The sequence below is a fragment of the Telluribacter humicola genome, from assembly GCF_017355935.1.
In the GTDB taxonomy this organism is placed as follows: domain Bacteria; phylum Bacteroidota; class Bacteroidia; order Cytophagales; family Spirosomataceae; genus Telluribacter; species Telluribacter humicola.
The window spans coordinates 117,144-133,448 of sequence record NZ_JAFIQT010000009.1; the positions used below are offsets into that span (position 1 = coordinate 117,144).

A 16,305-nucleotide genomic window follows, 5' to 3' on the forward strand; every position below is an offset into this window, starting at 1 on the left:
ACTATGAACTTATTCAAAATAATAGATGATCTCCAGCAAATTGACGGTGAAGCTATTGACCGGCTGGAACACGCTTCAAGACGTAGCTTTATCAGCAACCTCGGAAGTTTAAGTAAAAAGGCGGCATTGGCTGCTGCTCCGGTGGCCGTAGCCTCTATGTTCAATAAAGCTACTGCTCAATCAGCAATGGCGGTTGAAGTATTGCAATTTGCACTTACGCTCGAGTACCTTGAGGCTGAGTTTTATACCATGGGTGTAAATAAAGCCGGACTTATACCGGCGGAAACAATGGATGTGTTTGATCAGATCAGAAAGCATGAGGTAGCTCACGTGAAGCTGCTGGAAAATGCGCTGGGCCTGACCCCTAATCAGAACAAGCCGAACTTCAACTTCAACGTAATGGGACTTGATCCATTTAATAATTACGCTGATTTTGTGTTCCTGGCGCATGCATTTGAAGATCTTGGGGTTCGTGCTTACAAAGGACAAGCCGGAAATCTGATCAACGATGATGCTATTCTGCAGGTAGCGCTTCAGATTCACTCAGTAGAGGCACGCCATGCCGCGGAAGTACGTCACATCCTGAGCATGATGAGAAACAACCCGAATATTGAGCCATGGATTACCCTGGCTCAGGGAGAGCCGGCACCTGTTTACGCAGGTGAAGATAATACTACGCATGCTGGTCTTGATGTTATGACGGTTACCAGTAAGTCAAAAGAGGCAGTAACGGAGGCTTTTGATGAGCCTTTATCGAAACAAGCAGTACTGGATATTGCTAAGCCTTTCATTGTAATGTAGAAAGTGGGGTTTTGGAATAGGTAGTGTTTAGAGCGGACTTGCAGTAGCAGGTCCGCTCTTTTCCTATGCTTGAGTTCAACACCAGACTGTAAAGCTGAGTCCATTAGTAGCGGTAGCCGTAATGTTGCTTTAGATAGCACATAACTCGTGCACCTATCAGCTTATGATTACTATGTTACGTACCACCTACTACTTCAAGTACCTACTGCTATTTCTGATCTGTATGGGGGCAGCCACCGTGGCTCAAAGCCAGTCGGCCACACAGCGCACCTACTGCAACCCCATGGACATTGACTACAAGTACAACTTTGAGCAGTTGAATGAGCGCATTTCCTACCGCTCAGCCGCTGATCCGGTCATTGTTAATCATAAAGGGGAGTACTACCTCTTCGCTACCATTTCGGGTGGGTACTGGCACTCCAAGGATATGGTCAACTGGAAGTACATTGTACCCAATCGATGGCCTTTTGAGGATATGTGTGCCCCGGCGGCACTGTCAGTGCGGGACACGCTGTTCCTGTTTCAGTCTACCTTTGAATCGCGGCCTATCCTGTATTCGGTAGCGCCTAAGGAGGGGAAGCTGGAATTCTACAACCGCTGGATGCCGCGGCTGCCCAAGGACATAGGCCCCTGGGACCCGGCCATATTTCATGATCCGGATACCGACCGCTGGTTTATGTACTGGGGCTCATCCAATGTATACCCCATTTTCGGTGCTGAGCTGGACCACAGCAAGTGGCTGGCTTACAAGGGGGAGTACAAGGCCATGTTCTGGCTGGACCAGTACCAGCACGGCTGGGAACGCTTCGGCCTTAATCACTCAGATCCCTTCAAACCTTTCATGGAAGGAGCCTGGATGACCAAGCACAACGGCAAGTACTACCTGCAGTACGGGGCACCCGGAACAGAATACAACGTCTACGCCAATGGTACCTACGTAGGAAAGGACCCGCTCGGTCCCTTTGAGTATGCACCTTACAACCCATTCTCCTACAAGCCCGGTGGCTTTGTACAGGGTGCGGGCCACGGCAATACCTTCCAGGACAACTTCGGCAACTACTGGAATACCGGCACACCCTGGATCGCCGTCAACTGGAATTTTGAGCGCCGGATAGCCCTATTCCCGGCGGGTTTTGATAAGGACGATCAGCTGTACGCCAATACACGGTTTGGGGATTTACCCCACTACCTCCCCACCAAAAAGTGGCAGGACCGCAATGAACTGTTTACAGGCTGGATGTTGCTCTCGTACCGCAAGCCAGTCACGGCCTCGTCGGTGCAGGATACTATGCAGGCTAGCCATGTAACGGACGAAAACCCGCGGACCTTTTGGGTAGCAAAGCAAAACAAGCCGGGTGAAACGCTCACCATGGACCTGCAGAGCGAGTACGAGGTAAGCGCCATCCAGATCAACTATACCGATTACAAGTCGGATATCTTCGATAATGATCCCAATAAGGTCTACACACAGTTTAAGCTGTATACTTCCCGTGACGGTAAAAAGTGGGATCTGGTTGCGGACCTGACCAAAGAACCCCGCCGCGACCGGCCCTGCGCGTATGTTGAATTGCCGCAGGCAGTGCGGGCCCGGTATATCCGCTATGAACATGTACATGTGGGAGCTCCTAAGCTGGCCATTAGTGATATGAGGGTATTTGGCAAAGGAGCAGGTAAGGTACCGGTTACACCCGCCGGAATCACGGTAATACGTCAGAAGGATGAGCGTAACGCTGACATAAGCTGGGAGCGGGTACCCGGTGCGGTGGGCTACAACATCCTATGGGGAATCGGACCGGACAAACTGTACCAGGCGTACCAGATCTGGGACGACCAGCCCAACAGGCTGGAGCTGCGCGCGCTCAACGTGGGAGTGCCCTACTACTTTGCCATTGAGGCTTTTAATGAAAATGGTGTGTCTAAAGTGAGCGAGGTAGTTGGAAAAAAGTAGTGGCTGAAAACTAGATGGCACGTTATTTTATGAGTAGTTGCATGCACCTGATAAGTGCGGCAAGGGGATGGGACAAACCATGTAAAAAAGTGATGAAATAACAGTTGACACAACCGCTATATGATTGTAACCGAAGAGCAGAGAGAACAGTCTCAAGCCTTTTACCGCGAAGCATTGACCATGCTGAATGAGTGTGGTACCCGATACATGCTGGGAGGCGCTTTTGCCATGTTTCACTACACGGGCATCTACCGTGACACCAAAGACCTGGATATATTCTGCAAACCAAGCGAGTATCCTAAGATCCTAAAGCATTTTTCTGAAAGGGGCTTTGAAACCCAGTTGACCGATGTACGGTGGCTGGCTAAGGTATTCAATGGAGAGTACTTTATTGACATCATCTTTGATACCGTCAATAATATATGTACTGTCGATGATAGCTGGTACGAACATGCATCCAGAGCCCAGTTTGCCGGAGTGGATGTACTCTTTCTACCTCCCGAAGAGCTGATCTGGTGTAAGATGTACGTTCAGAACCGCGAACGCTACGATGGAGCCGATGTCAATCATATCATACTCCGCTACGGTAAGAACATGGACTGGAAGCGTGTCCTTTTTCGTATGGACCCCCACTGGCACTTGCTGCTGATTCAGATACTGCTTTTTCAGTTTGTGTACCCATCCGACTACCACGAGATTATTCCCCGTTGGCTTTTTGAGGAGTTAATGGCACGCGCCCATGAGCAGTACGACCTGCCATCGTCCCTGGAAAAGGTGTGCCGTGGTCCTGTGATAGACCAGACCCAGTACATGGTTGACATCAAAGAATGGGACTATAAAGTATCCACCATCAAAACTACCTAACTATGGAAGAAACGCCGAAAGTAAGAATAGCTGCAGTTGGAGATATACATGTCCGGGAGACGGATAAAGGCAAGTGGGCGGAGTGTTTCAAACTGGTATCTGAGCAGGCCGATGTGCTCCTGCTCTGTGGAGACCTGACCGATACCGGTGACGAAATGGAGGCCGAAGTACTGGTCGAGGAACTTAAACATTGTAAGATACCGGTAGTGGCCGTACTGGGAAACCATGACTACGAGAAAAACCGACATAAGCTCATCCGTCAAATCGTACAAAGTGAGAATGTACACGTGCTGGATGGTGAAGCTGTGGTCATCAAAGGAGTAGGATTTGCCGGAGTAAAGGGCTTTGGCGGCGGATTTGATAATCACATGCTCTCGATGTTTGGGGAGGGAGCCATGAAAGCCTTTGTACAGGAAGCCGTAGATGAAGCCCTGCACCTGGACCGCGCTCTGGCTCGCCTTGACTCCGATCATGAGGATATCAAAAAAATAGCTGTCCTGCATTACTCCCCCATCAAGGAGACGATAGTGGGAGAGCCGGAAGTGATTTTTCCATTTATGGGTTCATCCCGTCTGGCTGAACCACTTCGTCGGCGCAATGTAATAGCGGCCTTCCATGGCCATGCCCACGTGGGTACCCTTGAAGGAGAGATCAGCGGAGGTGGCACCAAGGTATTCAACGTAGCTAAGCAAATTCTGAACAAGGCTGGTTATAATCCGCCTTTCTATCTATTCGAAGTATAGTAGCTACGCCTGTACCTGTTCAGCCCCTTTGAACAGGTACCCTACACCTTTCAGAGTAACTATTTCAACCGTCGGGTCTTCGCGGAAGTAGTCGCGGAGGCGGGTGATGTACACATCCAGATTGCGCGAATTAAAGAAGGAGTCATCGCTCCAGACCCGCATCAGGATGTCACGTCGCTGTACCTTGAAGTTGCGGTTTTCGACCAGTATACTGAGTAGTTCGGTCTCCCGGTGCGATAGTTTGCGTACCTGCCCGTCCAGATGTAGCTCGTATAGGTGTGGATAAAATGTGTATCGTCCCAAGCGAATGCAATCTAATGTAGCAGGGGTGGTAGGCTCGGCCGAATGCTGCCCGGCCAGCTGATACAGATTTTTTATCCGGATAATCAATTCTTCCATACTGAAAGGCTTCCGGATGTAGTCATTACCACCCGACTGAAATCCTTTAAGTACATCATCTGTCTGGGTTTTAGCGGTCAGAAACAGGATAGGCATCCTGGGGTTTAGACTCCGGATTTCCCGCGCCAGCTCGTAGCCATCGCGCTGCGGTAGCATCACGTCCAGTACGCACAGGTCTGGCCCAAAGACAAGGTACTGAGGCATTACTTCACCGCCATCCGTCACCATACATACCTCAAAGTCGCGGCTTTCCAGACTTTCCTTCACGATCTTGCCCAGAAAAGGCTCGTCCTCAACGTACAGTAGTTTGATGCGTGTCATTAGTACTTGTGGTAGTTAAAGTAGAGTTAGGTCGGCTCAAGCTACGGGGCAGGAGTAGGGTAAAGCGGCTGCCCTGACCCGGCTCACTTTCTACATCTATACGCCCCCCGTGCGCTTTTACCACGCTGGCTACGTAGCTAAGGCCCAGGCCATACCCTTTTACGTTATGTATATTACCGGAAGGTACCCGGAAGAACTTATCAAATATTTTATGACGGTACTCTTCCGGAATGCCTATTCCCTTATCCATTACTTCCAGCTTGATTGATTCATCCGTAGCCCCTAGTTTGACCGTAATGTTAGGGGTACCTTCGCTGTACTTCAGAGCATTGTCGAGCAGGTTGTACAGGACGTTGGTCAGGTGTACACGATCTGCGAGTAGTAGATGATTATTGCCCTGCGGCTCGTAGGTACAGCGGGCACCGTATTTTTCCAGTTGCGGCTTCATTGTACTTAGTACCTGCCGGACCAGCTCGTCGGCATCCAACTGCTCAGGCGTGAGCGCCAGGTCCTGCTGTTCAAAGAGAGCCATCTTCAGTACCTTGTCTACCAGCATGGCCAGGCGGTCCAGCTCCTTCCGGGAAATGTCGAGGTACTCTCGCGTCTGCTCAGGGTTCTGCGTTACGCCGAAGTTTTGTAAAGCCTCCAGCGCTACGCCTACGGTGGCAATGGGCGTCTTGAGCTCGTGGGTTACGTTACTTATAAAATCATTTTTTATCTGAATAAGCCGCTGCTGCCGCTGCAGGTTCAGGTGAATCACGGCAAAAGCCAACCCGGTCATGGCCAGCAGGAACACCGAGAACAGGAGCTGCGGAATAATTTTCCGGAAAAGAAAACCCTGGTGCCAGGTGAAGATCGCAGAATACCTGGAATCCATTGGCATACTACTAGGTGTCGGTAACGTACGCAGGGCCGAGGTAAAGACTGCCGAGTATCTCGAAATTAGGGACCTGCTACCGGGTGTCGGCAAAGCGGGCGGTACCCTGGGAGCCTGGTCGCCGCGAGCCTCAGGAGTACGTATGACGGTAAAGGACAGGTCAATGCCTGCCTTCTGAAGACGTTGCGCATAGGCCACCTCCAGATTTTTAATAGGTAAGGTGTCATTCCCCAGATGGACCAGAAACCGGTCATGCTGGAGCGGTGGGGGGCCGGGGACGCCACCGTTACTACCTGGACCATTTTTGCGGAGATTAATTCGACGCTGCACCGGCCTGAGTACCCGACTGATCATCTGTTTCAGGGAATCACCTTCGGCCGATGTACCCATGATTCGGATTTCTATATTGGATACCTGACCGGAGTCCCGTATTGGATTTCCTTCTGCGTCCTGACCCGGTGCGGTGTGGCGAGGCCCGGCCTGGCGAGGCCCGGCCTGGCGAGGCCCGGTGTGGCTCTGGTAGAACACCAGTGTATCGGCTTGTAAGCTGCCTTGTTTAGACTCCCTCTTCCAAACGACCTTATCTGTTTTTTGACCTTGAAACGAAACTGCTACTTTTTGCTGAATTACGGAGTCTTCCAGCGCCTGTACAGTATTGGCAAACAGCAGGTTTGTTTCTCTCAGCAGCAGGTCTCTTTGTTCAGCGTACTCCTGGCGCAGCCAGAACGCCTGGAAGGCCGCCAGCAGTAGTAAACTGGCGACCATCAGGGTGGCAGGTAGTATATTTCTGTTCAATCGCTGCATGAGCTGCCTACTGTCTGTATTTTTTGGATTATCCGGTAAAGGCCAGGTACCCATTACCCACCAATACGTATTATACCGCCTCTTTCCTTCATGAAGTCATCGCGGATTTTATTGAACTGGGCTTCCGTAACCTTCTTACCTCCCGAAGGTACCTTCAGGTCGGCGTCGGTTAGTTTTTTAAAGTCCAGCTTTGTGGCGGTATACACTAGTTCGCCGTCATTTACGTCCATTTCCAGAATCAGCCCCGGCAGGCCACCGTACCCGGCCGGACCACTGGACACAGGAATAGCTTCCGTAAACCAGGCCACCACCGGCTGGTTGCGCTCGGGCTGGGTATAGGTAGCCTGCATGCAGTCATAGCCGTTGATCTTCTTCGTTTCGCCGGTCAGCTTCCAGGGCGTCTGCTTCAGCTCATCCCGGATCAGGAACTTCTGCCCGGCCAGTTCCCGCAGCTCCACGCCCTTCTTCTCCTCAAAGTTACGATAGATTTCGTTCTGCGGTCCCCGCCTTACCATCCGCATGGCGTTGCCGTTCTGATCAGTTGTTTCCTCATCGATATCATTGACCTCCACATTCTTGTACAAAGACTCCACCCCCCGCACAGCCAGTTGCATTTTGTCCGTATGGAACTCCGGCATCATCGCTTTCATGGACTCGTCGGGCAGGCGGCGGTGCATGTTAATCTTCTGGTCGTAAAGGACGATGCCTTCGTTGGTTTGGGCGGTGGCGTTCCAGCCGTAGCACAGGGTCATTAATACTCCTAAAATACGCTTTTTCATGGATGTAATAGATTAAATAGTGAATGAATGCAATGAGTTAAGATTAGCTGACTATCCGCCGAACCCTCTCATCTGAGGCCTGGGCTTGATCCCTAGCGAGTAGGTAAAGCTCAACAGGAAGTACCGCTGCAGGGACCGGATCTGCTCGTCCTGCACAAAGTTGGCTTGGGCTACGCGGTTGATGACTACGTTGCGGTTGAGCAGGTCCACAGCCGATAGCTTCAGCTCACCCCGCTTGTTCTTGAGGAACGCATGGGCCACCGACGCATTCCAGATTGGTACCTTCTGACTAAAATCCGAGTCGGGGAAATTATAAATCGCGTAGTCGAGCGTGGTGCTCAGACGGGCGATCTTGCCTAGTTGCCAGTTGGCTTCTACGTCGTAGTTCTGATTAGTAAAGCGCTGGTTCAGCGACGTATTAAGCGAGTAGGCGGTCTGGTTGTAGGTCAGGCGGGCGCTGGCCGATATGTTAAACGACTCCTTGTAGCGGTACTCCAGGCGCAGGGTACTGCGGCTCACCAGGCGGCGCGTCTGGTTGTCAATCCCATTAACCGGTGTGATGGAGCGGTTGTACAGCAGATTGGTGCTCATATTTACACGGGTACCGAGGGACCGGATACGGAAACCCTTCGACAGGTCGCCGTTAAAGGTGTAGTCATTGCGCACATTGACGGGACGGAAGGTACGTACCAGCCGCTCGTCGATCTGCTGACTGTCGGTAATGCGGTTGGCGGTGTAGGTAAAGTTCAGGAAGCCGAACAGGTTGCTGGACTGCAGGGCGTTGAAGTTAAAGTACCGTAGCGTAAGGCGGTGGTTGTACTCAGGCCGCAGGCTAGGGGTACCCTCATAGATGTTGAGCGGGTCAGTATTATCCACCACGGGCGACAACTGCTGGATGCCCGGCTCACGTACGTCGGTGTCGTAGGTCAGGTTGAGGTTACGGGTGTCGGCAAAGTTGTACTGGAGGCGGGCGTTGGGCAGGATGTTTACAAAGCTGCGGTTGATGTCCACCCCCTGCCGGAGCAGTTCCCCCCGCAGCGACGACTGCTGTACACTCATCCCTACAGAGGCATTATACTGCTTCTGATTGGTCTGGAAGTTGACGCCCCCGCGCTGGTAGGTAAAATCGTTACGGAACTGATTGCTGAGCTGCTGGTTCAGGCGTCGGCTGAGGCCTTCGCTACCCATATCATATACCCGGCGGTCCACATCGTTCAGGGCCTTTTGCCAGGAATAGTTCAGCTCAAGGTACTTGCGTTTTGCGATAGGCTCAGTGTAGGAGAGGGTAATGCCATAGTTTTGCCGGTCGTTATTCTGCTCGTTCACCTGGCGCAGGGTATCTATTCGGGTAGGTACTGCGCTACCTCCATCAAAGAACCGATTGGTGGCATTAAGGGTACCGTTACGGTCGTTCTGGTCGAGGCCAAAGGTAAGGGTACTGCTTAGGCTACGGCCTTTCTTCCGGAAGCGGTGGCGCAGCAGCAGCTCCGAGTTGAGCCGAATGCCGTCACTCTGCGAAGAGGTAGTCCGGATACCCTGATTCTCCAGCTCTCCGTTGGCGGCAAAGGCTCGACTTTCACCAGTTATGGCAGCGTTGTTCTGGCGGTAATCGAAGCGGTTGGTCCAGCGGAAGGAGTTGGACGAATCTATTTTCTGGTCCAGTACCAGGTTGCCGCGGTGGGTGGTGTTGCCGGTATGCTGGTCGGTGTTCTGAGCACTGGTAAAAGTACGGTTGGGCAGAAATGTCTGGCGGTTAACCAACTGGTCAATATCCTGCCCGAGCTGGTTGTAGAAGTAGCTGCCGTTGACCTCAGTTTTGGGTGTAATCTGATTGTTGAAACTGACACCCCCGGCCCAGTTGGTGAGGTACCCGTTGGTGCGTCCGCCAAAGTTGAGCGGTATTTCGGTTTCCTCGTCGCCGTTGATCTGGATAAGTACCCTTTGCCCCGACATCATTCGCTGCGCAGCGCCGGTGAAGTTCATGTAGTCATCCATCGAAAAGCCCTGCTGATTCACGTTGTTTCCCATTCCCAGAAGGGACAGTTGCTTGGTCTTGGAGAAGCGGTTGAGGTTCCCGCGGACCGAGTAGCGGTTGTCGGGTCCGGCGCCAGCGGTGAGGTTGCCGAAGGTCATGTTTTTCTTCTCCTCCTTCAGCGTGAGGTTAATGGTCTTCTCGCGCTGCCCGTCATCAATGCCCGTAAACTGTGCCTGGTCCGACTTGCGGTCCAGTACCTGTACCTTATCAATGGCGTCGGCGGGCAAGTTGCGGGTGGCTATCTTGGGGTCACGGCCAAAGAACTCCTTGCCGTCTACCGTCACGCGCTGTACCTGCTGGCCCTGCGCCCGCACAGTACCATCGCGCTCCACCTCCACGCCCGGCAGGCGTTTGAGCAGGTCTTCCACCACGGCATTGGGCTGTACTTTGAAGGAACCGGCGTTGTACTCGATAGTATCCTGCTTAATCTGTACCGGCGCCCGCTCTCCCCGGATGAGTACCTCACTCAGGTCTTTCGGAACCGGCAGCAGGTGCAGGGTACCCAGGTCCAGCGTCGCCGTCGACTGTACGTCCAGCGGCTGCGTGTACTTCTGCAGACCTACGTAGGTGATCTGGAGCAGGTAAGCTTTGTTGTCTACGTTTTTGAATTCAAATCTGCCGTTGCTTTGCGAGCGACCAAAGGAGACCAGCGACGAATCCTGGCCGCTGAGGAGTAGGATGGTAGCACCGTCGAGTGGGCGGCTGGCGGAATCTACCACCGCTCCCCAGATGCTGATTTTGGCGGGTGTCTGTGCCAAGGCCGGAAGACAAAGCCAGTACAGAAGCAGGGGTAAAAGATAGGAAAGTGTTTTCATGGCTAACAGGTGCTTTTGTTGTGTCGAATGATCGATGCACCAAAAGTACCCTGGCCCTCCAAGGAACTAGGTTAATAGTCCTTGCAACAATGTTAAATAAGGTTAATGGGGGAGAGGAGGAGCAAATTCTGAGTTATGAATTCTGAATGATGAATAAGCTGTTTAACCACAGAGTGAATGGAGGGAGGCACAGAGGAGCGCAGAGTTTTTTATCTCTGTAACGTACTTCTGTACCACTACTTCTGCTTATGAGTTCAGTAACTCTTTACCAATTTGAATTGGTCGTTGGAGATCCATCGCTGTGGTCATTGATTAGTGGTCACTGGTCACTGCTCCGCCACAGTAGCGACGAGTCGCCGTAGCTTAAGAAGCGGTAGTCGTTGGTGAAGGCTTCGTTGTATATCTTCTTCCAGTCTTCACCCACGAAGGCGGCTACCAGTAAGATAAGGGTAGAGCCGGGCTGGTGGTAGTTGGTGATGAGGCCCCGACACAGCCGGAAGGGGTAACCTGGGAAAATAAATATTTCCGTTTCGCCTATGAGTTGTGCCAAGCCCTTTTGGCCCATATAATCCAGAATGGCCATTAAGGCTTCCTGCGCCGAAGGAAGGTCGGCGGGGGCGAAAGGGTAAGGGTACAGCTTCTCGACCCAGAACTCCGTCGTTTCCTGACGCAGTAGTTTTACCCCGTACCAGTACAAGCTTTCCAGCGAGCGCAGAGAGGTAGTACCTACTGCGATGATGGTATCTATTCGTTGAAGTAGTTGCTCGATCAGTTCACGGGTGTATACCACCTGCTCGGCGTGCATGTGGTGCTCCACCACGTTACTAGCCTTGATGGGCTGAAAGGTACCCGCGCCCACGTGTAGTGTCAGGAAGCTGCGCCGGATGCCTTTGGCATCCAGTTGCTCAAACACCTTGTCTGTAAAGTGCAGACCCGCTGTCGGAGCGGCCACGGCACCTTCCTGCCGGGCGTATACCGTCTGGTAAGTTTGCTTGTCGCTCTCCTCAGTGTCGCGCTTGAGGTAGGGAGGCAGGGGTATTTCACCCAGCGCCTGTACTACCTCCAGAAATGTCAGGTCTGCGTCCCACTGAAGCCGTACCCGGTTGGGTTCGTAGTCAGCGTAGGACGCTTTAAGTACTACTTCTTGTCCGGCTACGGTGAGGGTAGTGGAGAGGGTTTCTGCTGGCTTCCACCTTTTCTTATTCCCGATCATACATTCCCATACACACTCGTTACGCACCAGCATCGCGTCGTTGATGATGCGGGTAGGCTCTTCGGGGTGCAGCAACAGTACCTCTATGGTAGCACCGGTAGGCTTCTGAAAGTACGCCCGCGCGGGTATCACCCGGGTATCATTAAATACCAGGAGCGCGTCAGCGGGTAAGTGCTCGGGGAGGTTATAAAAATGGTGATGCGCTATATCGCCCTGCCGGTATACCAGTAGCCTGGAGCTATCCCGTGGGCTCAGCGGATAGCGGGCTATGGAGGCGTCGGGCAGAGTATATTCGTACTCTTCAAGCCGGATCGCTTCGGCCCGTTGCAGCCATTCACTGTTCATACTACTTACAGTTCTTCTTTGGGAACGGGAGGACGCATCAGACGTATAGGCAGTGATATCAGTATGATCAGCAGCATACCTATGCCCAGGTAAAATAGCCAGGCAAAGTCAAATACGTCATTTTTATAGTCGCTGCTGTTGACGGTAGCCAGGGAGAAAAAGCTCAGACCCAGAATGGTATTGATAGCAGCCACCAGACAGTAGACCCAGTTGGTCAGGTGCTCATTCAGCTCATCCCGTTGCAGACGCCATTCGTTTCGCTTCGGAATGGGGAGTAGCTGTGAAGGTATTTTAGGGATCTGACGGGCTATGGCCATAATCACTACATTATTAAACAGGATAAGCCCCATCGCAATATAGAAAACGGTTTCCTTTCCCAGATAATTTTTGGGCATACCCGCTTCGTTAAAATCTACTGCTACAAATTCGGGATACACGGAATAAGTCCATACCAGGGCGCCAACGACCAATAACACGGAAAGCGCACGCCAGATCTTAATTCCGAATGTTGTTACTTTCATGTATACTTACAATAGAAGGAGATAAAATGCATTAACTAATAATATTGCTGCAAAATTAGGTGGAGCGGCTTCCAAAACCTAATCCTGTGGAAGAAGTTGTCAGGTATGAAACCATATCTTCTGATTCCTTACCTTGCAGCGTCAGTTGTTCTACTAATCCTATGAAAATATATACCAAAACCGGCGATCAGGGTACTACGTCCCTTGTTGGAGGTACCCGCCTGAGCAAAGCGCACGTACGCATAGAAGCCTACGGCACCGTGGATGAATTAAATGCTTATATAGGTATGCTGCGCGACCAGCCCGTCAACGAGGCGCGTCGTGACTTACTGAAGGAAGTTCAGGACCGGCTCTTCACCATCGGGTCGCATCTGGCCTCCGAGCCTGATCAGACCCGCAAGCGCCTGCCCGACCTGCACGAGGAGGACATCCAGCTCCTGGAGCGGGAAATGGATGCCTTGGATGCGCAGCTCCCCCCCCTGTGGGCGTTCGTCCTGCCTGGTGGCCACCCCTCTGTTTCGTTCGGCCACGTAGCCCGTACCGTGTGCCGACGTGCCGAGCGGATGGTTATCAACCTGCACGAGCAGGAGCCCGTAGAGGACATTGTGATCCGCTACCTTAACCGCCTGTCAGACTACCTCTTCATGCTCTGCCGTATCATGACGCAGGAGCTGGGAGCTGAGGAGGTAAAGTGGAAGCCACGGGTGTAGAAGAATCATGTCTGTTTAGCCCATAAACTATAAAGTAGCCCCTCCACATGCCGCCTCAGCAACTACTAGCCAAGGCCGACCCGGTACTGGCTACCCTCATCGCTACCCTTCCGGAGCCCACCGTCACGAGTACCGGAGAGGTATTTCACGATCTGGTAAGCTGCGTGGTGGAGCAGCAGATTCACTACCGCAGCACAAAGGGTACCTTCTGGAAGTTGCTCCGTCTGGCAGAGGTGGATACCCTCACGCCCGACAATTTTCCGCTGTTTGAAGAGAAAGCCCTGCCAACTATCAAGCTGTCGGCCAGCAAGTACGAAACCCTCGGGCATATCCTGGACTTTTGTCACCAGAAAAACCTGGACTGGACCGCGCTAACCGATGAAGAGGCGGTGGCCCAACTGGCTTCCATCAAAGGCATCGGCCCCTGGACCATTGACATGATTCGGCTGTACACGCTGCAGCGGCCTGATGTTTTTCCCGCCGATGATTTTCACTTAAAGCAGGTTATGGTGAATCTGTATGGCCTGAACGCTGCTGCACGTCTGCGGGGCCAGATGCTGGAAGTCGCAAACAATTGGGGTGAACAAAGATCTTTAGCTGTACGGTACTTATTAACCTGGAAAGAACATACCAAGAAACTATCCCGCTCCTGAGATGTGCAACGTGCTGGATCCGCTGACTTAGCCCTTATGGGAGGACAAATCCCAAGCTGGCTGTTTGAACGAATGACCCGCCTGAGCCTGCCCCTGGTGGAGGCTATTCTGATTGAGTACGGCCAGCAGGAGTTCCTCCGGCGGCTGGCCGATCCTTTCTGGTTTCAGAGCTTTGGGGCTGTGATCGGGACGGACTGGAACTCTTCGGGCGTCACCACGGCCGTCATGGGTGCCCTGAAGAAGGCGTTGAACCCACAGGCCCGGGAGCTGGGACTCTACGTGTGCGGGGGCAAAGGCAAGCACTCCCTGCAGACGCCCGCTGAACTGGTGACGGTGGGCGAGTGCACCGGTCTGGATGGTCACTACCTGGCCCAGTGCAGTAAGCTGAGTGCCAAAGTGGATAACACGGCGGTACAGGATGGCTTCCAGCTGTACCTGCATAGCTTTGTGGTGAGCGACAAGGGCGACTGGTCGGTGGTACAGCAGGGAATGCAGCCCGGTAGCTCCACTGCCCGTCGCTATCATTGGCACTCAGGACACATTCAGTCATTCGTAAAGGAACCACATACAGCCATTTGTGGTGATAATCAGGGTGATATTCTGAACCTGGTGGACCGGGAAGCCACGCCCACGCAGCAAGGTATTCTTGCCATTACCCGGGAAGACCCGGCTAAGATCCTCATGGAAATCCCGCGGATGACGCTGCCGACGCACCACGAGGTGCGGGAGAGCGACGTGGATCTGAAGAGGCTGGGCAGCATCCTGTGGCTGGCGCAGGAGCAAGGCTCCTCTACCTTTGAAGACCTGCTGCTTCTGAAAAGCCTGGGGCCGTGGACGCTGCAGTCGCTCACGCTGGTCATTGAGGTAATTCATGGTACTCCGTCGCGCTTTACCGACCCGGCCCGCTTTGCCTTCGCGCACGGGAGCAAGGGCGGCAAGCCTTTTCTGGTACCTACCCATGTGTACGACGAAACCATCGCTACCCTGAAAACATCGGTGGAGATAGCAAAGCTGGGCCAGACGGACAAGCACGAGGCTATAAAGAAACTGACTAAAATGGCACAGGCCGCCGAAAAGAACTTTCAGCCCAGCGACAGCTTTGACGACCTGCTCCGCAAAGAGAATAGGGATGCCTGGAAGCACGGTGGCCGGACCATCCACGGGTATTCGAAGCCACCGGAAAAGGAGTAGTACAGTACCGTGACTTCCGGAGAAACTTTACTCTATCCGGTAGCAAATTTTAATTAAAGCTACTCCTTCACCGCCGCCAGTACCCGTTTAATCAGGCCGTTCTGGTCGCCGTTTTGCCAGCGCCATACTATGACTATATCGTGTTCGGGATCGATCCAGATGGTATTTGAACCGGCTCCGATGGCCGCGTAGCTGGTAGTGGGGGCGTCGGGCCAGGCTTTGCCGTCGGTGTTGAGCCACCACAGGTACCCATAGTCCGGGCCTACGGGACCGCGTTTGGTAGTAGCCTCTTGTACCCATTTATCGGATACAAGCTGCTTGTTTTTCCAGCGGCCGTTGCGGAGGAAGAGGTACCCGAAGCGGGCTTCGTCGCGGGTGTTGATCCAGAGACCGCCGCCCCATCGGGTACCTCCGCTCACCGAAGGCATTGGTTTACCGTTGATCTCGACGATGGAGTTGCGGTAGGGTACCCAGCGCCAGGTATCCGACGCACCGATCGGGTCCATGATCTCGTCCTTCAGTACCTCTGGCAGGGGCTTCTGCCACAGGCGCAGCAGCGACAGGGCCAGGCGGTTGATACGGGTATCGTTGTACTCGTAGTAGGTACCCGGCTCCTGCAGGGTGCGTGGTTTACGCTCGCCTTTACCGTAGGCTTCCTTGCCCACAAAGTCATGCTTCTTCCCCCATAACTTGCCTTCCCATTCGCTGTTCTGACGGGCGTGGTGTTCCCAGGTAATTTTGCGGTTCTGCTCCGAATCGTAGCCGCCGTCTTTGATATAAGTCGCAACCGGATCAGTGATGTCTTTAATCATCCCGCGGTCGATGGTAAGGCCGAGAATGGTGGACAGGAAGCTCTTGGCTACGCTGTACGTAGGATCTACGGCTTTGGTGTCGCTCCACTCGGCTACGATGTAGCCATCCTTGATGATAATCCCGTTGGTACTGGCCCGTGTGGGAGGCAGAGGACCGAGCGGTTCTCCGAATATCTCTTTCTGCGTCGAAAAATCTTTGGGCATCTGCTGTGTCTCCTGCGTCTGGGCCCAGGCTATTGCTTCTTGTAACAGTGCCGCGTCCATGCCTGCTTCCTCGGGCTTCCGCTGCTTCCAGTCTCCTTTACCAGGGTAGTAGTAGCTATGTGTAGTGGGCTGTGAAGTACCTGCGTGGGCGGCCTGGCGAGGTTGTGGCTGGCAGGCGAGGAGGCTGGCTGTAAAGGCTAGTGCAAAAAGAATATATCTGATCATTTCACTGGGTTGATATCTCTGGCTAAACTACGAAAAAAGGCAGAG

General features: G+C 53.0%; 14 protein-coding genes. 7 read left to right on the forward strand and 7 right to left on the reverse strand.

Annotation, left to right across the window (positions count from 1 at the left end; translation table 11 throughout):
- Window positions 1–3: 3 nt before the first annotated feature.
- From JUB14_RS25250 to JUB14_RS25265, 4 genes are all read left to right on the forward strand, one after another.
- Window positions 4–801: a ferritin-like domain-containing protein gene (locus JUB14_RS25250; RefSeq protein WP_207509648.1), complete on the forward strand. Its 798-nt coding sequence runs from the start codon at window positions 4–6 to the stop codon at window positions 799–801.
- Window positions 802–973: 172 nt separating this feature from the next.
- Complete coding sequence (locus JUB14_RS25255) at window positions 974–2,749, forward strand: family 43 glycosylhydrolase (protein ID WP_207509649.1); 1,776 nt, start codon at window positions 974–976, stop codon at window positions 2,747–2,749.
- Between the two features lie 120 nt (window positions 2,750–2,869).
- The gene (locus JUB14_RS25260) at window positions 2,870–3,613 is read left to right on the forward strand and encodes a nucleotidyltransferase (protein WP_207509650.1); all 744 of its coding nucleotides are present in this window, start codon (window positions 2,870–2,872) and stop codon (window positions 3,611–3,613) included.
- A gap of 2 nt (window positions 3,614–3,615) precedes the next feature.
- Complete coding sequence (locus JUB14_RS25265) at window positions 3,616–4,356, forward strand: metallophosphoesterase family protein (protein WP_207509651.1); 741 nt, start codon at window positions 3,616–3,618, stop codon at window positions 4,354–4,356.
- Between the two features lie 3 nt (window positions 4,357–4,359).
- On the opposite strand, the gene JUB14_RS25270 is transcribed toward JUB14_RS25265, so the two are convergent.
- The 6 genes from JUB14_RS25270 to JUB14_RS25295 form a co-directional block, all read right to left on the reverse strand.
- Window positions 4,360–5,076, reverse strand: coding sequence for a response regulator transcription factor (locus tag JUB14_RS25270; RefSeq protein ID WP_207509652.1), 717 nt, complete (start codon window positions 5,074–5,076; stop codon window positions 4,360–4,362).
- Window positions 5,048–6,757, reverse strand: coding sequence for a sensor histidine kinase (locus JUB14_RS25275; RefSeq protein WP_207509653.1), 1,710 nt, complete (start codon window positions 6,755–6,757; stop codon window positions 5,048–5,050). The genes JUB14_RS25270 and JUB14_RS25275 overlap by 29 nt, the downstream gene beginning before the upstream one ends.
- Before the next feature lie 53 nt (window positions 6,758–6,810).
- A complete protein-coding gene (locus JUB14_RS25280) occupies window positions 6,811–7,536 on the reverse strand; it encodes a GLPGLI family protein (RefSeq protein ID WP_207509654.1) in 726 nt (241 codons plus the stop codon).
- Between the two features lie 51 nt (window positions 7,537–7,587).
- Window positions 7,588–10,386 (reverse strand): outer membrane beta-barrel family protein, encoded by a 2,799-nt coding sequence (locus tag JUB14_RS25285; RefSeq protein ID WP_207509655.1) that lies wholly within the window; start codon window positions 10,384–10,386, stop codon window positions 7,588–7,590.
- 319 nt (window positions 10,387–10,705) lie between these two features.
- Window positions 10,706–11,944: an S-adenosylmethionine:tRNA ribosyltransferase-isomerase gene (locus JUB14_RS25290; RefSeq protein ID WP_207509656.1), complete on the reverse strand. Its 1,239-nt coding sequence runs from the start codon at window positions 11,942–11,944 to the stop codon at window positions 10,706–10,708.
- A 5-nt stretch (window positions 11,945–11,949) separates the two neighbouring features.
- Window positions 11,950–12,465, reverse strand: coding sequence for a hypothetical protein (locus tag JUB14_RS25295; RefSeq protein ID WP_207509657.1), 516 nt, complete (start codon window positions 12,463–12,465; stop codon window positions 11,950–11,952).
- 161 nt (window positions 12,466–12,626) lie between these two features.
- Between JUB14_RS25295 and JUB14_RS25300 the strand changes: the two genes are divergently transcribed.
- From JUB14_RS25300 to JUB14_RS25310, 3 genes are read left to right on the forward strand one after another with little or no spacing between them, the layout of a single operon-like run.
- The gene (locus tag JUB14_RS25300; protein WP_207509658.1) at window positions 12,627–13,175 is read left to right on the forward strand and encodes a cob(I)yrinic acid a,c-diamide adenosyltransferase; all 549 of its coding nucleotides are present in this window, start codon (window positions 12,627–12,629) and stop codon (window positions 13,173–13,175) included.
- A 47-nt stretch (window positions 13,176–13,222) separates the two neighbouring features.
- Window positions 13,223–13,828 (forward strand): DNA-3-methyladenine glycosylase family protein, encoded by a 606-nt coding sequence (locus tag JUB14_RS25305; RefSeq protein WP_207509659.1) that lies wholly within the window; start codon window positions 13,223–13,225, stop codon window positions 13,826–13,828.
- A 3-nt stretch (window positions 13,829–13,831) separates the two neighbouring features.
- A complete protein-coding gene (locus JUB14_RS25310; protein ID WP_207509660.1) occupies window positions 13,832–15,019 on the forward strand; it encodes a DUF763 domain-containing protein in 1,188 nt (395 codons plus the stop codon).
- A 59-nt stretch (window positions 15,020–15,078) separates the two neighbouring features.
- Here the strand turns inward: JUB14_RS25310 and JUB14_RS25315 are convergent, their stop codons facing one another.
- Entirely contained in the window at window positions 15,079–16,260 is a 1,182-nt protein-coding gene (locus tag JUB14_RS25315; protein WP_207509661.1) for a serine hydrolase domain-containing protein, read from the reverse strand.
- Window positions 16,261–16,305: the final 45 nt, after the last annotated feature.